Origin of the sequence: Bacteroides sp. 1_1_14 (assembly GCF_000162515.1) — a bacterium.
Classification (GTDB): Bacteria; Bacteroidota; Bacteroidia; order Bacteroidales; family Bacteroidaceae; genus Bacteroides; species Bacteroides thetaiotaomicron.
This window is the reverse complement of sequence record NZ_GG774713.1, coordinates 23,952-47,295: the sequence shown is the minus strand read 5'-3', so window position 1 is coordinate 47,295 and position 23,344 is coordinate 23,952. Positions and strand designations below refer to the sequence as shown.

Below are 23,344 nucleotides of genomic sequence, written 5' to 3'. Positions count from 1 at the left end.
AACTCCAAAGATATGAAGATTCTGGTCATCAACCCCGGCTCCACTTCTACGAAGATAGCAGTCTACGAGAACGAAACTCCGTTGCTCGTCCGTAACATCAAGCATACGGTCGAAGAATTATCCGTTTATCCGCAGGTGATAGACCAGTTTGAATTTCGTAAGAATCTGGTTCTTCAGGAATTAGAGGCAAATGGAATACCCTTTGCATTCGATGCTGTCATCGGACGCGGCGGCCTCGTCAAACCCATTCCGGGAGGAGTCTACGCAGTCAACGAAGCCATGAAGCAAGATACTTTGCACGCCATGCGTACCCATGCCTGCAACTTAGGCGGACTGATTGCAGCCGAACTGGCCGCTTCCCTTCCTGATTGCCCGGCTTTCATCGCAGACCCGGGAGTGGTGGATGAACTGGAAGATGTAGCGCGTATTTCGGGTTCTCCGCTGATGCCTAAGATCACCATCTGGCACGCCTTGAATCAGAAAGCAATCGCCCGCCGCTTCGCAAAGGAGCAGGGAACGAAATATGAAGAACTGGACTTGATAATCTGTCACTTAGGTGGCGGTATCTCTATAGCCGTTCATCAGCATGGCAAAGCCATTGACGCCAATAATGCTTTAGACGGCGAAGGGCCTTTCTCGCCGGAAAGGGCTGGCACCCTTCCTGCCGGTCAGTTGATCGATATTTGTTATAGCGGACAGTTCACGAAAGATGAATTAAAGAAGCGTATCTCCGGACGTGCCGGACTGACGGCCCATCTGGGCACTACCGATGTTCCCGCCATTATCAAAGCCATAGAAGAAGGTGACAAAAAAGCTGAACTGATACTGGATGCCATGATATATAATGTTGCGAAAGCCATTGGCGGAGCCGCCACCGTACTCTACGGGAAAGTAGATGCCATTCTGCTGACAGGAGGTATTGCTTATTCGGACTATATCATTTCAAGATTGAAGAAAAGAATCTCTTTCTTAGCCCCTATACATGTCTATCCCGGTGAAGGGGAAATGGAGTCATTAGCATTTAATGCTTTAGGGGCATTAAGAGGGGAACTTCCTGTACAAATCTATAAATAACAAACGTAGCCATTCCTATTTTTACCTGTAAGGCTCTTAGCTCCGCACGGCAATCACCTCAATTGTTACTGTTTCTTCGTGTACAGTATAAATGATTCGGGCAGATACATTATATAGCCTCCACAGTGATTTGATAGCAGTTTTGCTCTCATGCTCTAACAGTTTATCTATATCCCTTTATTCATGAGGGTTACAGCAATGGAAGCAACTATGGTAGCAGAGTGAGAGCAAACGTTTGCTCTCACTGAAAGTTTCATTCGCTTGAAACTAATGCTGGAACTACTTGAAGGGGATAAAGGCAGTAGGAATCTAAAGTACTTCTTCCAGTAGCACAAGTTCCCAACTACACCACACTATCGTAATTAGTTTTAGTCCGCCTTTCGCTTTAGCCTCCGCTACCAATTCATCCTGGCTGTAACGAAGTAACTGCTCCCGCGCCTCATCGGCAAGTGCCCTTATTTCTTTCTCCGAAGCGCCAGCCTTTGCATACTTCACTTCGAGCAGATAAGTTAATGGCGGCATTACAGGAACCGACGGACTAGGTTTGAAAAGGAAGTCGGAAAAACCTTTATTCAGTTCGTATTCCGGATACAGTTGATAATAACGGTACATACCTAAATAAGCCAACAAAAAGCCCTTAATATGTGCTTCGCCCTCTATATATTCGCGAATACGGCTTTGCTCACGGATAGCCTCTGCTATAAAATTAAACAACGGTTTCCAGTCTCCTCTGAAAGCCATGTTCTCAAATAACATCGTCATCCGGTTCATATCAATCTTAAAAATATCATGTTTGATATATCCTTGGATCAAAAAGCTAAAAAGCTGTTCTCTGACCACCAGATTCGGGACATGCAGAATGGGTCTTCCCACCATATCGACTCCTTTAATAGAAAGAAGTCCGAAATAGAATAACAAAGACTTGAAATTGCATACATCCGTCATTTCCAATGCGGAAAAGTGTGTAGCAATGTCCGTAGTTATTTCTCCCCGCTCGGCTATTTCTTTAATAACAGAGAAGTTCTCCCCCAATCCGTGGTCAAGTCGAATCAAGTAAGCTAATTTATTAAAGTCAGTACGAATGTTGGGGTCTACAATTTCATCAGGCTTTTCTCCATGCAATACAAAAGATTTCATAAAGTAAAGCACCATATCGGAGTTAAACATACAATCTGCTAATCTACTTCTACTAAAGCAGTAATTGTCATAGTTGGTTTCATCATGACAATTGTCTCATCTACCGTTTGCATGAGCACTCCCTGTTCTTTATAATAAGTAAGCATTTCACGCAGTTCCGCTTCACTGAAACCTACTAAATCATTAAACCAAGGGTCAGTCGTAATATTGGTTCCGATATTAAAACCACTGGTGACGTCATCCATCGTGACAGGACTCACTCCTGTGATAAACATACGCTGAAGAGCGGACCCCGTACCGGTGGTAGCAGCCTTTATCACATTAAAGAATCCACGGACAAAGCCTTCACCATGAGTCGCCTTTTGATAATACTCTGTACCATAGGTCGAAAGAATCGTATTCGTAAAATTATCATATTCATCAATAAGGAGATAAATAGGGAGATTTCCTTTACGGGAAGCATAAGAATTGATAGCTGATAAAAAAGCACCCGGATCTTGCTGTATTTCTTCATCGAGAACATCCCAAATTTCTTTTCCCAAAAGATCTTCATATTTGAACACAAAATCCCTAAGCTTACTACAGCAATGCAATTTAAATGATCGCTCTACTTCATTGACATTAGAACTTACTTCCGAAAAGTTGAACCGCATAATGAGATAACAATTATGCTTCGGGGTTGGATGTTGACCTATATAAAGATGCCCGAATAGCTCATCAAAGTCATTAGCATATACTACATCGTAATAAGCCTCCAACATAGCCAAAGTCAAACTCTTTCCAAACCGACGAGGACGAATCAGGAAAAGATAAGCCGGTTGCATCTCGATTCTCTCGATGAACATGGTCTTATCTACATAGTAATAATTGTCCTTTTGAATTCGGGCAAAGTCCGTCAATCCATAGGGTATTTGTTTCATCATATCACGATTCCTTTCATTATATTTGTTCTTTATTTCTGCAAGCTCTGCTCTATATTTTGCAAACGACGTTCCAGTGCTGCGTACTTTTCATCCTTCTCTTTCAGCAGACGTTCGTAGAGTTCAGTGATTTTTTCGATAGGGTTAAAGTTATTCACTCTATTATCAACACTATTGTCACTATCTTCTGTATAAGACTTAACTGTACCCAAACTAATCTTTGCTCCACCTGTATATTGTTCCGAATCATTCACCGTATTATTTTCAAACACCACCGTTTGCGCATCCTCTTCCAAACTCTTCAGATACTCGAAAGGAACATCCAATGCCCGTGAAAAGCGGTGTAACATTTCATCATCAATCACTCTCATCTGCTCATATTTAGATACTGCTGATTGTGATAAATGTACTAATTGGCTTAAAACCTCCTGATTCATATTCTTTTCTATACGAAAACGACGTATGTTATGTCCATGATGAACTCTCCCAACAGTTAATTCTTCTGCTTCCATGATTCTTTTTTCTTTTTAAAATCCAACAAATATACAAATGAAAAGTTTCGCTCGAAGCAAATATACGAAAAAAACGAATAGATGTGGTAATATGAATAAAAGGAATATTCCAACTTAGCAAATGGAATAAAAATCATATTACTTTCATTCTAAAGTTCAAAAAGAAATTAGAACTTTGCCAAGTATAAAATAAACACCAAACGAACAAATATGATAAAAGTATTGACCGAAACAGAATACAAGTTCTTAAAAGAATTCATTGCCTTGATAGAAAAATACAACTTACTTTTCACTACAGATGAAAAGGGAGAAATTGAAGTCACAGTTCATAGACAACAATTAGCAACAGAAACAAATCAGAATTCAGATTTACTACATACTCCCATACACTTAGGAGATTGTTTCGACGAAACAGAACTAAATTACATATTAGATCAAACTGATGAAAGAATAAAACAGATAGCAGAAGAATATCAGTCAGAAGAGATATTCACCCAACATCTAAGCAAAAACAATAAATCCTAATCTATATATAAATACCCCACCAGTCTTTTTTTATCCCCACGGCCTCTTTCTTTTTTATAAGGAAGGGGTCGTCCCTTTTAAAATAAAGACATCAACTCCAAACAGCGGAAAGCTTCATATCCGAATCAGTTATACGCTAAATTGTTAGTCCATATAATTCAAGTATCAGTATCATATGGGGCAAGCGTTGGTTTCCTCGGAGGAAACGCCAGTTCCCTTTAAAAGGAACGGTCGTTTCCATTAAAAGGAACGCCCGTTCCCTCACCGGGAAACGACAGTTTCCATTACAAGAAATGACAGGAAACTATAAGTCATTGAGATCTAACCACATAGAGTTCTATCGGTAATGTTATAGAGTTTATGTTCATGTCCAAACTCGTATAGCTCATTTCCGCACGGTTTTAAACTAAATGATAGTCGGTTCTATCTTCCATTCTCCTCCTTCGGGAAGGAGGAGAATGGAGTTACTATTGTGTACTACTGTTTAGTTCATTCCTTTGCAGTTTTCAGGAATCTGATGATGGAAGAAAATAATAAACTGAAGAATATAACCATGACTATAATGCTTTTTCTATAACTCCCATAAAAACTTATTAAAAAAAGGGGAGCGAAGCCCCCCCTTGACTTCACTCCCCCACAATCTTTCTCCTCTACTTTTTGCCTAATACACGGAGAAAACAAGTTTGAATTAAAAAAAGTTACACCTAATATTTATAAACCTCTAGAAATTTCTACCAGTATCCCACCAGAGGCGAGTTCCACCGTTATCTTCACCTCCCAAAGCTTTCTTCAAAGCAGAATATTGAGTAGGATTGTTTTTTTGAATGTCTGACGGATATGGCAAGCGACGAATACGTATGTTGGTATCGATAGCTCCACCACTATTGTTCACAAAGACTTTGAACAACTGCGGATAACCTGTACGGCGTTGTTCTGTCCAAGCCTCATAGCCTTCAGGATAACAAGCAATCCACTTCTGTGTAAGGATTCTTTCCAGTTGCTCTTCCGGAGAAGCACCTCCATCCCACTTCGGAGTCACTTTAATCAGCGCTTTCACATCATATTTTGCTTCGAAGGCATCGACATAATCGGAAGGAGTAGCATCACTTGTGAGATAATCGCCTACATTCACTCCCCATTGCTGACAGGAAACCGTAATACCTTTCTCGTAGCAGTCTTTCACGTTTTCGGAAGTAAATCCACGCAAGGCAGCCTCAGCACGAAGGAACCATACTTCGGCAGCAGTCATCAAGATAGCATCGGTCTGTTTGGTAATCGTACTCTTGGAATGCAGACGGTAACGGTTTTCGTCTTTTACAGTAACTCCTGTTCCTTGGGGAACACCTTTATAAGTACCGGCAATCTTATTTCTTTCGGCAATAATCAAATTACCCTTTTCGTCTTTTATATCACCACCTTCCGCTTTCGAGTAATACTTAATCAGTCGCGGATCATTATATCCTACCAAAACAGACTCCATCGTAGCACCCATGAATACTTCTCCCCAGCCTTCATTGACTGTTCCCAGCGGATTCTTATAACCGCTTTCGGTAGAAACGGCAACTGTTTCATCCGCACTCTCCAACACGCCACCGGCAGTTGCATCCATCGCTTTGGCAACTTCTGCTCTCGCCAGATCAGGGGCACTCATCGATACACGGATTGCAAGCCGCAAGCGGAGAGAGTTTGCAAACTTCACCCACTGTGACAGTGTACGTTTGCCTGCCGGCATCAGAATATCGGCAGCAGCAAAAGGTTCGAGAGCGGCATTGGCTTTCTTATATTCGTTGATCAGTTTGACTCCTTCGTCCAAATCTTTGAAGAACTGACGGTAAGCGGCTTCCTGACTATCGACATTATCACCCTCTTCCTGTCCGAATTTAGTGTAGACAATAGGGCCATAAGTATCAGCTATACGGTGCATCAACTCGACTTTCAGGATTTTGGTCACTCCCAGCAAACCTTTCTGTTCCTGATTGATCTTCTCCGATTTCTGAGCGGCGGTCATTATATATCCATAAGTATATGTCCATGCCGAGCCTGTCCAGCCGTCATTCAAAGCATATACAGAGTTCTTGTCATTGAAACTGTTGTTCATATCGTGAAAATATCCGGCAAACATATCATGACCCAGATTCTGTATAGTCTGGAAAGTCCAGTCGGTACCTCTTCCCCAATCGTAATTAAAGTAAATACCCTGCTGCATGACGCCGAGGTTCAGCACATATTTCTGAAGATCATATTCCTGAAGTTCAGGCGTATATCCGGCTTTATTGGCATTATCTGATTCAAAACCATCCGTACATCCGGTAAATGTCATCAGTCCGGCTACTAACAGATTCGCTATATATAGATTTTTTTTTCATAATTCGCTTGCTTTAAAGTTAGAATGTAAATTTAACGTTGAAACCAATGTTACGGGTTGTCGGCATACCGAATACATCAACTCCCTGATTAGTGTTACCTACAGACAAGATAGCATCCGGATCGAAAGGAGCATCTTTGTAGAAGAAGAACAGGTTACGTCCCACCAATGATACATCAATACCGGTGAATACCTTAGTCTTGGCCAGCAAAGTAGACGGGAACGAATAGCTCAGAGATAATTCGCGTAAACGAATATTGGTCGCACTGTACATATAACGCTCGGAGATACCGTTACGGTCACCTACTACTGAATAGAAACCTTCTACATCTTCAAATCTTGTTCCGTCAACTTCCACATAACCTCTGTCACGTGCTTCAGCCGTAGCCTTCGTTACCCCTCTGCCGTCCAATGTAGCTTGTGTCAGAGACATGACATCACCGCCTTTGCGCATATCGATCAGGAAATACAGAGAGAAACCCTTATAAGTGAAGGTATTAGCCCAACTCAACAGAAAGTCCGGATTACAATTTCCCAGATATGTTTTATTACCTGACTCTGAAATAGGTTTGCCTTCATCGGATACCTTAATCTTACCTTGTTCGTCACGTGCGAACGTATTTCCATAGATGTCTCCCAAAGAGCCGCCTTCTTTAATCTGCATCATATATGCCATAGAGAAACCCGGGTCACCATATACGAAGGAAGTATAATTCGGAGCCAGTTCGACTACCTTATTACGGTTTTGTGAATAATTGAAAGTCGTTTTCCAACGGAAATCTTCGGTCAGCACCGGAGTAGCTCCCAATGTGATTTCAAATCCTTTGTTGCGAATCTTACCTGCATTGATATAACGGTATGCATAATCTTCACCCGCACTGGTCGGAACTTTCAGCAACTGATTCTTAGTATCTGTCTTATAGTAAGTAAAATCAAAATCAACACGGCTGTTGAACAGTCTCCATTCCAGACCAAATTCAATAGAGTTACTGATTTCCGGTTTCAGGTCACCTCTGTTATATACGTCTACTGCCTGCAACTTTCCTCCGGCCCCGATGATATCGGACAAATTGGTAATACCAATCGGTAAGTCGTTACCTACCTGCGCCCATGATCCGCGAATCTTTCCGAAAGAAATCCATTGCGGTAATTTAAAGCTTTCGTTGATCACCCAGGAGAGTCCTACAGAAGGATAGAAGAATCCTTTGTCCACACTATTGGTATGTGACAACGTGGACGACCAGTCATTACGTGCTGTCAAGTCGAGGAACAATGCGTCTTTCCATCCTACCTGTGCCGTTGCGAATACGGATTGAATTGTACGTCTGCGGTCAATCACCTGCTCGGCAGAAGCACTGGTGTTCATTACAATATTGGGAACAGTGAACAAGTTGGGTTTGTACAAAGAAGCTGTCTTGGAATCCAATGTCAATGAATTCTCGGTCTGCACATTAATACTACCACCCAAAGCGGCATTCACGGAGAAATCACCGAAATGCTTGTTGAACATAGCCATCACGTCACCATAAATCAGGAAGTTCTGTGTGTCGGCATATACATAGCGGCCGTTATTTCCTACAATGGCAGGAGAAGTGCTCGCATACATTTTCTGGTCAAACTTATCACTGACGTAATCCACATTTCCACGAGCTTGCAGGTTGAGCCAGTCGGTTGCTTTCAGATTAGCAGTCAGGGAGGCCAATGCACGGTAGCGCTTATTGTTGTTCAAGATACGGTTCTTTACCCAATATGGGTTTTGTGTCCATTCGCTCGGAGTGGTAAACCAGCTCTGTACGGGCATATTACGATTCTCGTCGAACTTTTCGAAATTAGTGGCATATTCGCTCAGGTCCTGTCCGCGCGGGAAACCATAAACGTCCACCAACGGATTGAGATAGATACCTCCGGAAGTAGGAGAGTTTTTAATAGTCTGCACCATCAGGTTAGCATTGGCGTCCAGTTTCAGACGGTCATTGAAAAGAGAAGCACTCTCACGCAAAGTCAGATTGTGCTTACGCAATTTGTTGGAGTCGACAATACCTTTGGCGGTCGTGTTGGCATAAGAGAAGTAAGTCTGCAGTTTCTCATTACCGGTCATCACAGAAACCGAGTTGATAGCGGTCACTCCATTGCTGAACCAGTTTCCGGCATTATCATAGTCCTTCACATTTTCCTTTTCTCCCCAGCTTGAACCGGCTTTCGCTCCATAACTATTTTGAAATTCCGGCAAACTGATCGCATGATCAACTGTCAGACCGGATGAGTAAGTAATTCTCTGGATTCCTGCTTTACCTTTCTTAGTCGTAATAAGAATCACCCCGTTGGCTGCCTGCGAACCGTACAATGCAGCAGCAGAGGCACCTTTCAGAATACTCATGCTTTCAATATCATCCGGATTCAGATTGGAGATACCGTCACCTGCATCACGGTTGACACCGTCATTCTTACCACCCATAACAGTAGATACGGATTCTGTGGTGCTATTGAGCATAGGCACACCGTCAATCACATACAACGGCTGGTTATTTCCGTCTTCGTTGGCCGAACGGATACCACGGATAGATACTTTGGCCGAACCTCCCAGACCGGAAGCACTCTTGCTGATCTGCACACCTGCCGATTTTCCGGCAAGGGCGGCAATCATGTTGGGGTCTTTGGCACGGGTCAGTTCGTCGCCTCCGAGCTGTTGGGTAGAATAAGTCAGCGAGGCGGCTTTTTTCTTGATACCCATAGCAGTTACCACTACCTGCTCCAGTGCCATCGATTCTTCTTCCATCTTGATCTTGAAAGTGGTTTGTCCGCTGACAGAGAGGCTCTGTGGTTGGTAACCTACATAGGTGATATTAATGATAGCGTCGCTTGGCACTTTCAAAGTAAAGTTACCGTCCAAATCGGTGATTGTACCATTCGTCGTACCTTTTTCCACGACACTGGCGCCAATGATAGGCTCGCCTCTCATGTCGGTCACGACACCTTTCACCGTAATTTGTTTCTGTTGCTGTGTGGATGCATGTTCCGTTATGTTCTTGGTCAGCACGATATTATTGCCTTCCACCACATAATGGATACCTGTTCCTTCAAAAGCCTTATCGAGTATTTCGGATACCGGCTGATTGGTAGCATCTACATTAACTACCCGCTTGGTATCGACACTTTTTTTATTGTAGACAAACAAATAGTCGGTCTGAGACTCAATCTGGGTAAGCAATTCGCTTACTTTCAGAGTCGAACGCGGAATGCTTATTTTAGCACTCTGAGAGTATCCATTCTCACAATAAGCCTGGAATGTTACGAACAGAAGAAGGAATAATGTGATCTTCATAGTCAGTATTATTTGCTTAGATTCTAAACTTTTTGGGCAAAAAAGCCCTTTCAAAGAAATTTTTCTCATATCTTTGCAACGTGTTAAGTTAATAAATTGATTAAGGTCGATTTTTGACTGTTTCGAATCGGGAAGTATGGGGGTACTTTCCGATTCTTTTTCGGTAAGGGGTATACTTATTGACTGTTATTCATAATCATTATGTTTTTAAAGGGTTAGTACTAATTTAAGGTGTATATCATTGAGCTCAGTTATTCATCTTAATTTTTATTCTGGCTTTATTCTATCCGGATGCTGTCTCCTTCTTCACTGATCGAATAAGTAAACGGGTGATCTTTCTGGATAACCTTGAGAATGTGTTCAACGCCGTCCTGTTCCTTGAACTTGCCCGTACAGCGATAATTCAGCACTTTCGGATTCTCTACGGTGATCTTCACATTATAATATTTCTCCAGCTTGGTGAGGATGCAACTGAAAGGAGAATCGTCGAAGCAATACAGACCTTCCCGCCAGCGCAGATAATCATAAGAAGGCAGAACGGCTTTTTTTATATTTTCCCTGATAGGAACCGAAGAATTCATTCTTAGTCAGGCGGGTCAGCGGACGTTCATTGTCATAAGCGTAAATATCAACGATGCCCTCTACCAAGGTAGTCTCAAATTCATTGCTTCCTTTATAAGCGCAGACGTTGAAATGAGTGCCTACCACTCTGACCTGATTGGTCTCCGTATTTACGTAGAAAGGTATCTCCTTATTCTTCGCTACTTCAAAGTAAGCCTCTCCGTCCAGTTCCACATCTCTGTCGCGGCGCCCGAAGTCAGATCTGTAGCTCAGCGTCGATTCAGAATTCAGCCAGACTTTGGTTCCGTCCGCCAGCGTAATCTGTGCCCGTTGACCGGCAGGAACAGTGACCGTCTGCAACTGTGCCAATTTATCATACCGATATTCATTAATCAGAAATCCACAACTGACAGCTACAATTACAGCAGCAGCTATACGGGCACTCCACCTTAACATGGGAATGATGCGAGCGCCCGCGCCTGCTTTCTCTCTCATTTTTCTCTTAGAGTCAGTAAAAAGGGCGATGTCAAACAGCATACGTTCTTTCTGCAATGTCTTCCGGTTTTCTTCCGATTCGTCCACCCAGTTAAGAATGCGTTTTTCTTCGTCGACAGAAGTCTCGCCCTTAAAATATTTATGTAGTAAATCCTGGTTCATAGATATTGGCTTTTCCTATTTATATTTATAGAAAGGCTTTTTCTCTCCCTTCTATATATAAAACAGGTCAGCCTTGAACAACCCTAACGAAAAATGCGATTATTTTTAAAAAAGAATAGAAACCAGGTAATCTTTCAGTTCGGTACGCAGAATTTTCAATGCTTTGGTGATGTGGAACTCCACACTTTTGACGGAAATGCCGAGTTGTTCCGCTATCTTTTTGTTCGGAGTATTTTGATAACGGCTCAATATAAAAATCTGCCGGCTTTGGTTCGGCATACGTTTCAATGCTTTCTGTACGATATGCTGTATTTCCGAATCAAAGATCGCATCCGGTTCGCAGGCTTCCAGTGTAGAGATTCTCAGGTCCAGTTCCCGCTGGCTATGGCTATTTATCTCTTCTTCGGCCCGAAGACGCACCTGCAGATGTGCCAGATAGTTGAGCGCTTTGTTTTTGATGATAGTCAGCAGCAGACCGTGCAGATTGGAATCTTCTTCCCACTTATCCCTGTTTTCCCACAGAGTAATCATTGACTCCATCAATATATCTTCCGCCTCCTGCCTGTCTCTTATATAAGAATAGGCAAACGACAAAAACTTCTCTTGATTCTCATGAAAGAATTCAGAAAAAAGTTGAATAGAAGATATGTTGTTCGTTTGGTGCATCACGCATAAGATTTACAGGCTATTTTCATTAGTTCGTACAAAAGAACACATATTTTCGCAGAAAAGCAAAATAATAGACAAAAAAATAGCCCGAATACTGAGTAATCGGGCTATCACATTATCTAAAAGCTATCTGCTTTTTTACTTCTTTTCCGGTCTTGGCATCAATACTTTTCTTGAAAGTTTGAATTTTCCTGTCTTCGGATCGATGTCGATCAGTTTCACTTCGATCTCATCACCTTCCTTGATTCCGGCTTCTTCCACTGTTTCCAGACGTTTCCAGTCGATCTCGGAAATGTGCAGCAAACCGTCTTTACCCGGCAGGAATTCAATGAATGCACCGTAAGGCATGATAGAGCGAACTTTACCTTTATATACTTCGCCTACTTCAGGAACAGCAACGATTGCTTTGATCATGCGCATTGCATCATCAATACATTTCTTGTTGGTTCCGGAAACTTCGATGCGTCCCATACCGTCTGTTTCTTCGATAGTGATAACAGCACCGGTCTCTTCCTGCATACCTTGAATGATTTTTCCACCAGGGCCGATTACAGCTCCGATAAATTCTTTAGGAATAGTCATTGTTTCAATGCGAGGAGCATGGTCTTTCAGGTCAGCACGCGGTTCAGCGATTGTCTCGGTGATCTTGTCAAGGATGTGCATACGTCCTTCTTTAGCCTGGTTCAAAGCACGTTCCAGAATTTCGTAAGACAGACCGTCTACCTTGATATCCATCTGAGTAGCAGTGATACCGTCTCTTGTTCCGGTTACCTTGAAGTCCATATCTCCGAGGTGGTCTTCGTCACCAAGGATGTCAGACAATACAGCATATTTTTCTTCGCCCGGATTCTTGATCAGTCCCATAGCAATACCCGATACCGGCTTCTTGATCTTCACACCGGCATCCATCAATGCCAATGTTCCGGCACATACGGTAGCCATAGAAGAAGAACCGTTAGATTCGAGGATTTCCGAAACAACACGTACTACGTATGGATAGTCAGCAGGAATCTGTCCTTTCAAGGCACGCCAAGCCAAGTGACCGTGACCGATTTCACGACGGCCTACACCACGTTGAGCTTTTGCTTCGCCTGTAGAGAAAGGAGGGAAGTTATAGTGCAGCAGGAAACGTTCTTTTCCGTGTTCCAATACATTGTCGATAATCTTTTCGTCGAGCTTCGTACCCAAAGTGACAGAAGTCAGAGACTGAGTTTCACCACGAGTGAAAATAGCAGATCCGTGAGGACCGGGCAGAGGACCAACCTCACACCAGATCGGGCGGATTTCAGTAGTCTTACGACCATCCAGGCGCTTGCCCTCGTCAAGAATTGAACGACGCATCGCTTCTTTTTCTACATCATGATAGTAACGGTCGATCAGCGCAGCTTTTTCTTCAAGTTCTTCTTCAGAGAACTGAGCCTTGAACTCTTCGCGGATAGCATCAAAAGCATCGAAACGTTCGTGCTTGTTGTTATTTCCGGAAGCAGCTACTGCATAAGCCTTGTCATAACAAGCCTCACGAACTGCCTTACGCAATTCTTCATCGTTTACTTCATGGTTATATTCACGTTTCACTGTCTTGCCTACTTCTTCAGTCAGCTCCATCTGAGCCTTGCAATGCACTTTGATAGCTTCGTGAGCTACCTTCATTGCTTCCAGCAGTTCAGCTTCAGATACTTCGTGCATTTCGCCTTCTACCATCATGATGTTATCATAAGTAGCGGCAACCATCAGGTCCATATCAGCTTTTTCCAGTTGGTCAAAAGTAGGATTGATTACAAACTGACCGTCGATACGTGCTACACGTACTTCCGAGATCGGTCCGTTGAAAGGAATATCTGAAACAGCGAGTGCTGCAGAAGCTGCCAATCCGGCCAGTGCGTCCGGCATATCTACACCGTCAGCAGAGAAAAGGATGATATTTACATATACTTCTGCGTGATAATTATCAGGGAATAGTGGGCGGAGAGCGCGGTCAACGAGACGACAAGTCAAAATCTCATAATCGGAAGCTCTACCTTCTCTCTTGGTAAAGCCACCAGGAAAACGGCCGAATGCCGCAAATTTTTCTTTATACTCTACCTGCAAAGGCATGAAATCTGTTCCGGGAACTGCATCTTTAGCGGCACAAACAGTAGCTAATAACATGGTGTTTCCCATGCGTAGCATTACAGAACCGTCTGCCTGTTTTGCCAACTTTCCCGTCTCGAGTGTGATGGTTCTTCCATCAGGTAACTCGATCGTCTTAACAATTGGGTTAATCATAAAAATTGTTTTATCTATACTTTTCTTTCAAAATTCCTGCAAAGATATACATTTCTCGTTGTAATCAGGTGGAAATGAGCTAAAAAGTTAGACGCTATATGTTTTTTTTGCAAAATAGAGGTGAAGAAGCAGGCAAAAAGCTTTGAGTAATCTCGAAAAGACGTATATTTGCAACTCTTAAAAAACACACGAGATATGAAAAAGATAACTTTTGTAGCGCTTGCCGCACTTACCATTACAGCTTGTAGTTCCGGTCCTGAGTTTGAAGTGAACGGAGACATATCAGGGGCCGACGGGAAAATGCTTTATCTCGAAGCTTCCGGTCTGGAAGGTATTGTTCCGCTTGATTCGGTTAAATTGAAAGGAGAAGGTACATTCAAGTTTAAACAACCCCGCCCCGAATCACCCGAGTTTTATCGCTTGCGGGTAGACAACAAAGTCATCAACTTTTCTGTGGATTCTATCGAAACGCTACAGATCAACGCTCCATATGTTGATTTCTCTACCGCCTACACGGTAGAAGGATCTGAAAACAGCAGTAAGATAAAGGAACTGACGCTGAAACAAATCAATCTTCAAAAGAATGTGGACGAGCAACTGAATGCGCTGCGTGCCAACAAACTGGGACACGATACGTTTGAAGAGAACCTCGCAACACTGCTGAAGAACTATAAGGAGGACGTCAAAGTGAATTATATATTCGCAGCTCCCAACACGGCAGCCGCTTACTTCGCCCTGTTCCAAAAGCTGAATGACTATCTGATCTTCGATCCGCTGAACAACAAGGACGATGTAAAATGTTTTGCAGCTGTCGCTACCAGCCTCAACAATACATATCCGGATGCTGTACGTTCAAAAAATCTATATAATATCGTAATCAAAGGGATGAAAAATACCCGTCAGCCACAGAGCAAGTCTCTGGAAATTCCACAGGACAAGATCATCGAGACCGGTATTATCGACATCGCCCTGCGTGACGTGAAAGGAAATACCCGCAAACTGACCGACCTGAAAGGGAAAGTAGTGCTGCTGGATTTCTCCGTATTCCAGTCACCGGCAGGAGCTCCTCACAATATGATGCTTCGCGAACTATATAATAAATACGCAAAGGATGGGCTGGAAATCTATCAGGTATCTCTCGACGCAGACGAGCACTACTGGAAAACCGCAGCAGGCAACCTGCCCTGGGTTTGCGTACGTGACGGCAACGGTGTCTACTCGACCAACGTAGCTGTATATAATGTTCGCCAGGTTCCATCCATCTTCCTGATCAACCGGAACAACGAACTGAAGCTCCGCGGCGAAGACATCAAAGACCTCGAAGCATCCGTCAAGTCATTACTCTAAGTTGTTATAATTTAGCATATTTCATTTAAATATGTTACATAGCATCATTTTTCACTTGACAGATATCACTTAAAAGTCTATCTTTGCAGAGAAATAATTGAAGAGAGGGTTCCAACATGTGCCATGTTGGAATTCTTTTTTGTTTATATGACCATTTTAAATAAAAGGAGGAAAAACATCATGGCTTATATGTCAGAAGAAGGTTACAAAAAGTTAATGGCAGAATTAAAGGAACTGGAAACAGTGGAACGCCCCAAAATCTCTGCGGCTATAGCCGAAGCAAGGGATAAAGGCGACTTGTCGGAAAATGCAGAATATGATGCAGCCAAAGAAGCACAGGGGATGCTTGAAATGCGCATCAACAAATTGAAAACGGTCATTGCAGATGCCAAGATCATCGACGAGTCCAAACTAAAGACAGACTCTGTACAGATTCTGAACAAAGTGGAGCTGAAGAACGTCAAGAATGGCATGAAGATGACTTATACCATCGTTTCCGAAAGCGAAGCTAACCTGAAAGAAGGCAAGATTTCCGTAAACACCCCGATTGCACAAGGTCTGCTTGGCAAGAAAGTAGGTGATATTGCAGAAATTACCGTACCACAGGGTAAAATTGCATTAGAAGTAGTAAACATATCAATTTAACAGAAAGGCAGGTCTCCGTGTGAGGCTTGCCTTCTTTTATCTATCAAAGATTATGGCAACAATATTCAGTAGAATCATCGCAGGCGAAATTCCTTGCTACAAGATAGCGGAAAACGATCGTTTTTTTGCTTTTCTTGATATCAATCCATTGGTAAAGGGACATACGCTGGTAGTCCCCAAACAGGAAGTAGACTACATCTTCGATTTAAGTGACGAAGACCTCGCAGCAATGCACGTATTCGCAAAGAAGATAGCCCGTGCCATCGAAAAAGCCTTCCCTTGTAAAAAGGTAGGCGAAGCGGTTATCGGCCTGGAAGTACCGCATGCCCATATCCACTTAATTCCTATTCAGAAGGAATCGGATATGTTGTTCTCCAATCCGAAGCTGAAATTATCGGATGAAGAATTTAAATCCATTGCGCAAGCAATCAGCTCCTCTCTATAAAACATGATGACGACATAAGTGAGCGGGCACCCTGAGAAGGGCGCCCGCTTTTTTTTCATATCATACATTATATATGATTATTTCTTCAAGGGGTCCGGCGACTTGTCTTTGCTTTCGGCCACCTCAACCAGATAAACACCGATACAAATAAAAATGATGGCACACGTCTGCGTCCAGCTAAAACGGTCCTGTCCGAGAGCCAGAGAGGCAATGGTCGCAACAATCAGAATCAGATAACCGTAGATCGCGACGACTGTTGTTTTCAGATACTTCAGACCGACCGGAAGCAACATATAGCTGATCGTTGTCGGAAATATGAGTACAAACATCAATATCAGGAAAGGTGTCCAATGGAACGGCATAGAGAACACCGGCGCATCAAATCCCGTAATAAATGTCACGATAATAGCGGAGACCGCCGCACCGGAAAATGTATATCTCAACATAGTCATTGCTCCGATAGAAGAAAGGATGCGCTGACTCAAAATCAGATAGACAGCATAAACGACAGAACTGATCAGACAAAGCATATTTCCCATGAAAGCATCGGAGGCCAAATCATCGCTCTGTTGGGTCAGGATGCAGACCAGTGCACCGACCAGTCCGATTGAGATTCCAAGAATTTTCTTCCATGTCGCCTTCTCCTTATAAAAGAAAATCATAATCAGAAACACCCAGATAGGCTGCAGACTGGTAAATATGGAACTGGATACAGGAGTCGTTTTACTCAATCCCGCTAGATAAAGAAACATAAAGCCGTACAGTCCGAATGCCCCTAACAGGAAAAGCAGCCATTTGTCTTTGGCGGATGACTTTTCCGGCGGCATGAACCATCCGATCACCCAAAATGCAGCGGCGGCAAAGGTGCAACGAAGTGTCGCACCTGTCAACGGGCTCATCCATAGGGGAAGCAGATACTTCAGGGCATTCATATTCAAACCGCTGAATATTTTTGATACAGCCATACTCAGATTGGCTTCCAGTTTCTTATTCTTCATCTTTTTTTATTTCAGTTGATCGTTAAACAAAAAGGTATCGCGGCGCAGGTAAGCCCAGAAGAATGTGACAATAGTTATCAACAAGTTGAAGACAAAAGGAAACTCTTGCGACTGGGTATGAAACAGATTTTGGAGAAAATCTATAATAAAAGGATAGAGCAAGATGGCGAGATAATTCATCATCATCACAAAAGCCAATGCCATTGTCGCCTTTTGAGGCAGTGCCGTATGCGTCGTTTTATCATACAGCATAGGCTGAATAATGCCATATCCCAAACCGACCAGGATACATCCCGGAATAATCAGCCATTCGATCGGGGCAATCCAGATCAGCGCCAGCCCCACAGCCATAGACAGGAGGCTGTATGCTTTGGTACGTTCTTTCAGTTCATCCACTATCTTGTCCAGACAGAAACCCGGAGCCATAATCGCTAAAAAGAAAAGCGAGATCATCAGTCCCGAATTGCCACTGGAGAAATGGTGTTTCTCCATCAGGAAAGAAAGGTTGAATATGACTGCCAGCACAATAAAAGTCGTCACTCCGTAGAAAAGCATGATCTGAAGCAGATGCTTGATATGGATTCCATATTTACTTCCTCCGGTATCTACGGCAGCCGTTTGTCCGGATGGCGCGGTACTTTGAGAAGAAGGTTTGACGGCAGCGTCAGACTGACTTTCTTTTAAGTGACCAACCAACAGAATAGAAATCAACGGGAGCAGATAGACCAAAAACGGCAAATGCCAGCTGACTTCCGCCAGATATCCGGTCACGGCAGTAGCTATCACCAATGTAAAATTGGTAATGGCAGAACTCAATCCGAATTGTTTCACCCGATAAGTACCCACAAAATATTTTGAGATTAACCCCGTGGACAGAGGAATAATCAGTCCGGAGCCGATACCCAGCAGGGCACTCACAACGATCAACTGCCACATTTTATTGGAGATCAGATACAAGATACCGCTTGCTGCAAAGAGCCAGAGTCCGATTTTCAGGATACGGACAAAATCGACCTTCTCGGTGAGTTTACCGCCCAAAAGGATAAAAGGGATAATCAACAACGATGGCAGCGAAGTCAACATCTGAATATCCAGGTCGGTTGCTTTCGGAAAAATTTTGGTAAGGTCGCCCAATATAGGCGAAACAGCCAGCCCCGGCAAAGAGGTCAATGCCGAGATAGACCAGATAGCTATTAAAGTGATAAGAGGTATTGTTCCCCTCCCAGTTTGTATTTTCATATACCGGTTCGTTAAAAGTTTAGGTCTGATGAAAACAATGATTACCTTATAAAGTTCAAATGAGACAACAGTGAATATTCAAAAAACGGGTGAAAAACACCCAAAAACTATCAGATTATGACCTAAAAACTATCCGTAGACAGTTTTTAGGTTAAATTCCGTCAGTTTCACCCCTGCCGTACTTAAAAAAATCCCGTAAACTTGCATCATCGAAATTTAACAACGAATATTCACAATTTAAAAAGCAACGTATATGAAAAGTGTAAGCTTCAGAAAAGATTTAGTAGGAGTACAGGACGAATTACTCCGTTTCGCTTATAAGCTGACAACCGACCGCGAAGAAGCAAACGATTTGTTGCAGGAAACATCATTAAAAGCATTAGACAATGAAGATAAATATATGCCTGACACAAATTTTAAAGGATGGATGTATACCATCATGCGCAATATCTTTATCAACAACTACCGCAAAGTAGTTCGTGACCAGACATTCATTGACCGGACGGACAACCTTTACCACCTGAATTTACCGCAGGACACAGGGTTTGAAAGCACCGAAAAAGCCTATGACCTGAAAGAGATGCACCGTGTAGTCAATTCATTACCCAAAGAATACAGAGTGCCGTTTGCCATGCATGTTTCCGGCTTCAAGTACCGCGAAATCGCGGAAAAGCTGAACCTGCCGTTAGGTACGATAAAGAGCCGCATATTCTTCACCCGCCAAAAACTGCAGGAAGAACTGAAGGACTTCCGCTAAACCTTAACAACACAATTCAATAGGTATCAGATAACTATAAGCTGCCAGTTGTCAGCAAATAGCCAAAGGCAAGAGGGAAACAACCCCTTCTTGCCTTTTTTATTTCCGTTCCCACCGCCTTACGCCTGCCCCAAAGCCGCCCCTTAATAAACGCCAAATAATGTAAAAGCCGAAAACTTTCAAAACCATCTGCTGTTGTTGAGGGAAATTCGACGGGGAAAATCCCCATCGCCCTAAACCTTTAAAAAAACAAATTAGTATGGAAGATTTAAATTTCAGAAAAGGTGATGCAAAAACCGACGTATTCGGTTCAGACAGAATGTTACAACCCTCTCCGGTAGAAAGAATTCCTGATGGACCAACCACCCCTGAAGTCGCTTACCAGATGGTTAAAGATGAAACATTTGCCCAGACTCAGCCACGCTTGAACTTAGCTACTTTCGTAACCACCTATATGGACGATTACGCTACCAAGCTGATGAATGAGGCAATCAACATCAACTATATTGATGAAACCGAATATCCTCGTATCGCCGTAATGAATGGCAAATGTATCAACATCGTCGCCAACTTGTGGAACTCTCCGGAAAAAGATACATGGAAAACCGGTGCATTGGCAATCGGTTCTTCCGAAGCTTGTATGCTGGGCGGTGTAGCTGCATGGTTGCGCTGGCGTAAGAAAAGACAAGCTCAAGGTAAACCGTTTGACAAACCTAACTTCGTTATCTCAACAGGTTTCCAGGTTGTATGGGAAAAGTTCGCGCAACTGTGGCAGATCGAAATGCGTGAAGTGCCTTTGACTCTTGAAAAGACCACTCTCGACCCCGAAGAAGCGCTGAAAATGTGTGATGAAAACACTATCTGTGTTGTACCTATCCAAGGTGTTACATGGACAGGACTGAACGATGACGTTGAAGCACTGGACAAAGCTCTCGACGCTTACAACGCCAAAACCGGTTATGACATTCCTATCCACGTAGATGCCGCCAGTGGTGGTTTCATTCTTCCGTTCCTCTATCCGGATACGAAGTGGGATTTCCGTCTGAAATGGGTACTTTCTATCAGTGTATCCGGTCATAAGTTCGGTCTGGTATATCCGGGACTTGGCTGGGTTTGCTGGAAAGGCAAAGAATATCTGCCCGAAGAAATGTCATTCAGCGTCAACTATCTGGGTGCCAACATTACTCAGGTCGGCTTGAACTTCTCTCGTCCTGCCGCTCAGATTCTGGGACAATATTATCAATTCATCCGTTTGGGATTCCAAGGTTACAAGGAAGTACAATATAATTCTTTGCAGATTGCCAAATACATCCACGGTGAAATCGCCAAGATGGCTCCGTTCGTCAACTACTCCGAAAATGTAGTGAACCCATTGTTCATCTGGTATCTGAAACCGGAATATGCAAAAACAGCCAAGTGGACATTGTACGATTTGCAGGATAAACTGTCTCAGCACGGCTGGATGGTTCCGGCTTATACATTGCCTTCCAAATTGGAAGATTATGTAGTAATGCGTGTAGTTGTTCGCCAGGGATTCAGCCGCGATATGGCAGATATGTTGCTGGGTGATATCAAGAATGCAATTGCCGAACTGGAAAAACTTGATTTCCCGACTCCTACCCGCATGGCTCAGGAAAAAAATCTTCCGGTAGAAGCCAAGATGTTCAATCACGGTGGTCGTCGTCATAAAACCGTAAAAAAATAAATTGATCTATGGACAAAAAAGTAACACTCGCTCAATTGAAAGAAGTGGTACAGGAGGCATACGATCAGGTGAAAACGAATACAGGCGGTAAGAATGCCGACTATATCCCTTATCTGGCCAATGTCAACAAAGATCTCTTTGGAATCAGTGTCTGCCTGCTCAACGGGCAGACCATCCATGTGGGAGATACTGACTACCGCTTCGGCATCGAATCCGTATCCAAAGTACATACGGCCATCCTTGCACTGCGCCAATATGGTGCCAAAGAAATATTAGACAAGATCGGAGCTGACGCAACGGGCCTGCCTTTCAATTCAATCATCGCTATCCTGCTGGAAAATGACCACCCGTCTACTCCATTGGTAAACGCCGGTGCCATCTCAGCCTGCAGTATGGTAAAACCTATCGGCGACTCTGCCAAGAAGTGGGATGCCATCGTAGAGAACGTGACCGATTTATGCGGCAGCGCTCCCCAACTGATTGATGAATTGTACAAATCCGAATCGGATACGAACTTTAACAACCGTTCCATTGCGTGGTTGCTGAAGAACTACAACCGTATCTATGATGATCCGGATATGGCGCTGGACCTGTATACCCGCCAATGCTCATTGGGAGTAACGGCCTTGCAGCTTTCTGTGGCAGCCGGGACAATCGCCAACGGTGGTGTGAATCCGGTGACAAAGAAAGAAGTATTCGATGCCAGCCTCGCTCCCAAGATCACTGCAATGATCGCTGCCGTAGGTTTCTACGAGCATACAGGAGACTGGATGTATACCTCCGGCATTCCGGCTAAAACCGGTGTAGGCGGTGGTGTAATGGGCGTATTGCCCGGACAGTTCGGTATTGCCGCATTCGCTCCTCCTTTGGATGGTGCAGGCAATTCGGTAAAAGCACAATTGGCTATCCAATATGTCATGAATAAACTGGGACTGAATGTATTCAGTGACAATCACTTGATCGTAGTCGACTAGTTTATCGCTCTATGAGAAAAACAAAAGGTTGCTATCCTTTAAGGGGGTAGTAACCTTTTCTACTATCAATATCTTACTTCTATTTTCCTTAAGTACTCTATTCAAAAAAACAATGTACTTGAACACTGATATTCTCATTGCAATGAGAAAAATTTCTCACTGCAGTGAGAATATTTTCTCAAAGGCATGAGTATTTTTTCTCATTGTGGTGAGAATTTTTTCTCAAAGGTATGAGAACACGTTGAGAATATAGAGACTCATATCGCACTGTGTATCATTCCAATACAAATCGATACTGATATGAGTCTGACCTTATAAAAAAGGATTATGTCCCCTGTGCAGGCGCCGTCTTTTCTTCCTCTTCCGCATAATACTGCTTTTTCTTTTGATTAGACTGCTGAATCAGATTCGTAATATAGACTGTAAAGATCGGGAACATCATCATTCCCAAAGCTGCCAACAGCACGGAAAGTACCCTTCCGGTGGTCGTCATCGCGATTATATTCGACCCGACGGTAGTCACATCCATAAATGCCCACCACAAAGCGTCTCCATAATCTGTGACCAACGGATTCACTTTATGTTCAAGGACAAAGAAGGCAAGGCTGGCGAAATAGACCGTTGCCAACAACATTGTCAGATAGGAGACGAACAGGCTGGAAGCCCGGTTATAGGTGAGCCAGCCCACTACGATGGCCAATGCGTACCCCCCTCTCAGCAAAGGAATAAACCGGAGTAGGTAAGTGACTTCGGGAGAAAAGGTCCACCCGTAATACGCAATGATGTTCTGATAAGGGATCGCCACCAGCAAAAAGATAAAGTGCGTCCGTATATAACGCCACTTATGCTTTGCCAGAAAAAACTCCAGTACAAAATCGAACAGGAACCAGATGCAGATCCACAACTGGATTTTCATGTACGAGGACTGTGTATAAAAAGGAATCCCTTTAAACGTATCAATCGAAATACTAATAACCAGAAAAAGAGACATTAACAATATAATAATGTGGAGAATGCCATAAATTCCCTTTTTCCCCAGAATAAAATCGGAAAGCGCTGATTTCATAACTACTTAATTTATAATAAAATGATTCTTATGTAACTTATAATGCTTAGAAACAATCTAAGAAAGCGATTGTTTCGGAACAGGCATCCGGAGGTTTACAATTGAGCCATCCGGCGATGTTAATTAACGAACTTTGAAAGAGATTGCGGAAACATCTCACG

The 23,344-nt window shown here is 43.2% G+C and carries 17 protein-coding genes and 2 pseudogenes; 8 read left to right on the top strand and 11 right to left on the bottom strand.

What is annotated here, in order from left to right; genetic code table 11:
* Nucleotides 1–12: 12 nt before the first annotated feature.
* Nucleotides 13–1,074 carry a butyrate kinase gene (gene buk / locus HMPREF9007_RS02145; protein WP_008763573.1) on the top strand — a complete coding sequence of 354 codons (1,062 nt, stop codon included), beginning with the start codon at nucleotides 13–15 and terminating at the stop codon, nucleotides 1,072–1,074.
* A gap of 309 nt (nucleotides 1,075–1,383) precedes the next feature.
* Here buk and HMPREF9007_RS02150 read toward each other — a convergent pair.
* Nucleotides 1,384–3,134: pseudogene (locus tag HMPREF9007_RS02150) on the bottom strand (ATP-binding protein).
* 29 nt (nucleotides 3,135–3,163) lie between these two features.
* Complete coding sequence (locus HMPREF9007_RS02155; protein WP_008763572.1) at nucleotides 3,164–3,643, bottom strand: helix-turn-helix transcriptional regulator; 480 nt, start codon at nucleotides 3,641–3,643, stop codon at nucleotides 3,164–3,166.
* Between the two features lie 210 nt (nucleotides 3,644–3,853).
* On the opposite strand from HMPREF9007_RS02155, the gene HMPREF9007_RS02160 reads away from it, so the two are divergent.
* A complete protein-coding gene (locus HMPREF9007_RS02160) occupies nucleotides 3,854–4,168 on the top strand; it encodes a hypothetical protein (RefSeq protein WP_008763571.1) in 315 nt (104 codons plus the stop codon).
* A gap of 721 nt (nucleotides 4,169–4,889) precedes the next feature.
* Here the strand turns inward: HMPREF9007_RS02160 and HMPREF9007_RS02165 are convergent.
* The 5 genes and pseudogenes from HMPREF9007_RS02165 to pnp form a co-directional block, all read right to left on the bottom strand.
* On the bottom strand, nucleotides 4,890–6,488 hold the full coding sequence (locus HMPREF9007_RS02165) for a SusD/RagB family nutrient-binding outer membrane lipoprotein (RefSeq protein ID WP_008763570.1): 1,599 nt from the start codon (nucleotides 6,486–6,488) through the stop codon (nucleotides 4,890–4,892).
* 64 nt (nucleotides 6,489–6,552) lie between these two features.
* Nucleotides 6,553–9,924 carry a TonB-dependent receptor gene (locus HMPREF9007_RS02170; protein WP_032850765.1) on the bottom strand — a complete coding sequence of 1,124 codons (3,372 nt, stop codon included), beginning with the start codon at nucleotides 9,922–9,924 and terminating at the stop codon, nucleotides 6,553–6,555.
* A gap of 209 nt (nucleotides 9,925–10,133) precedes the next feature.
* Nucleotides 10,134–11,073, bottom strand: a pseudogene (locus HMPREF9007_RS02175) (FecR family protein).
* A gap of 105 nt (nucleotides 11,074–11,178) precedes the next feature.
* Entirely contained in the window at nucleotides 11,179–11,739 is a 561-nt protein-coding gene (locus HMPREF9007_RS02180; protein ID WP_016269926.1) for an RNA polymerase sigma-70 factor, read from the bottom strand.
* 141 nt (nucleotides 11,740–11,880) lie between these two features.
* Nucleotides 11,881–14,007 (bottom strand): polyribonucleotide nucleotidyltransferase, encoded by a 2,127-nt coding sequence (gene pnp, locus HMPREF9007_RS02185; protein WP_008763567.1) that lies wholly within the window; start codon nucleotides 14,005–14,007, stop codon nucleotides 11,881–11,883.
* A 195-nt stretch (nucleotides 14,008–14,202) separates the two neighbouring features.
* Here pnp and HMPREF9007_RS02190 point away from each other — a divergent pair, with 195 nt between their 5' ends.
* From HMPREF9007_RS02190 to HMPREF9007_RS02200, 3 genes are all read left to right on the top strand, one after another.
* Nucleotides 14,203–15,354, top strand: a complete 1,152-nt coding sequence (locus HMPREF9007_RS02190; RefSeq protein ID WP_008763566.1) for a TlpA disulfide reductase family protein — start codon at nucleotides 14,203–14,205, stop codon at nucleotides 15,352–15,354.
* A 180-nt stretch (nucleotides 15,355–15,534) separates the two neighbouring features.
* Nucleotides 15,535–15,999 (top strand): transcription elongation factor GreA, encoded by a 465-nt coding sequence (gene greA / locus HMPREF9007_RS02195; protein ID WP_008765198.1) that lies wholly within the window; start codon nucleotides 15,535–15,537, stop codon nucleotides 15,997–15,999.
* A 52-nt stretch (nucleotides 16,000–16,051) separates the two neighbouring features.
* The gene (locus tag HMPREF9007_RS02200) at nucleotides 16,052–16,444 is read left to right on the top strand and encodes an HIT family protein (protein WP_008763564.1); all 393 of its coding nucleotides are present in this window, start codon (nucleotides 16,052–16,054) and stop codon (nucleotides 16,442–16,444) included.
* A 77-nt stretch (nucleotides 16,445–16,521) separates the two neighbouring features.
* Here the strand turns inward: HMPREF9007_RS02200 and HMPREF9007_RS02205 are convergent, their stop codons facing one another.
* Together HMPREF9007_RS02205 and HMPREF9007_RS02210 are read right to left on the bottom strand one after the other, a co-directional pair.
* Nucleotides 16,522–17,442 carry a DMT family transporter gene (locus HMPREF9007_RS02205; RefSeq protein ID WP_016269927.1) on the bottom strand — a complete coding sequence of 307 codons (921 nt, stop codon included), beginning with the start codon at nucleotides 17,440–17,442 and terminating at the stop codon, nucleotides 16,522–16,524.
* 6 nt (nucleotides 17,443–17,448) lie between these two features.
* Nucleotides 17,449–18,681: an MFS transporter gene (locus HMPREF9007_RS02210; RefSeq protein ID WP_008763562.1), complete on the bottom strand. Its 1,233-nt coding sequence runs from the start codon at nucleotides 18,679–18,681 to the stop codon at nucleotides 17,449–17,451.
* A gap of 253 nt (nucleotides 18,682–18,934) precedes the next feature.
* Here HMPREF9007_RS02210 and HMPREF9007_RS02215 point away from each other — a divergent pair, with 253 nt between their 5' ends.
* Complete coding sequence (locus HMPREF9007_RS02215; protein ID WP_008763561.1) at nucleotides 18,935–19,438, top strand: RNA polymerase sigma factor; 504 nt, start codon at nucleotides 18,935–18,937, stop codon at nucleotides 19,436–19,438.
* A gap of 34 nt (nucleotides 19,439–19,472) precedes the next feature.
* Here HMPREF9007_RS02215 and HMPREF9007_RS28115 read toward each other — a convergent pair whose 3' ends face one another.
* Nucleotides 19,473–19,667: a hypothetical protein gene (locus HMPREF9007_RS28115; protein ID WP_016269929.1), complete on the bottom strand. Its 195-nt coding sequence runs from the start codon at nucleotides 19,665–19,667 to the stop codon at nucleotides 19,473–19,475.
* Between the two features lie 30 nt (nucleotides 19,668–19,697).
* Between HMPREF9007_RS28115 and HMPREF9007_RS02220 the strand changes: the two genes are divergently transcribed.
* Both HMPREF9007_RS02220 and glsA read left to right on the top strand, forming a co-directional pair.
* Nucleotides 19,698–21,143, top strand: coding sequence for a glutamate decarboxylase (locus HMPREF9007_RS02220; RefSeq protein ID WP_008763560.1), 1,446 nt, complete (start codon nucleotides 19,698–19,700; stop codon nucleotides 21,141–21,143).
* A gap of 8 nt (nucleotides 21,144–21,151) precedes the next feature.
* Nucleotides 21,152–22,117, top strand: coding sequence for a glutaminase A (glsA, locus tag HMPREF9007_RS02225; RefSeq protein WP_008763559.1), 966 nt, complete (start codon nucleotides 21,152–21,154; stop codon nucleotides 22,115–22,117).
* A gap of 325 nt (nucleotides 22,118–22,442) precedes the next feature.
* On the opposite strand, the gene HMPREF9007_RS02230 is transcribed toward glsA, so the two are convergent.
* The gene (locus HMPREF9007_RS02230) at nucleotides 22,443–23,183 is read right to left on the bottom strand and encodes a potassium channel family protein (RefSeq protein WP_008763558.1); all 741 of its coding nucleotides are present in this window, start codon (nucleotides 23,181–23,183) and stop codon (nucleotides 22,443–22,445) included.
* Between the last annotated feature and the right edge of the window lie 161 nt (nucleotides 23,184–23,344).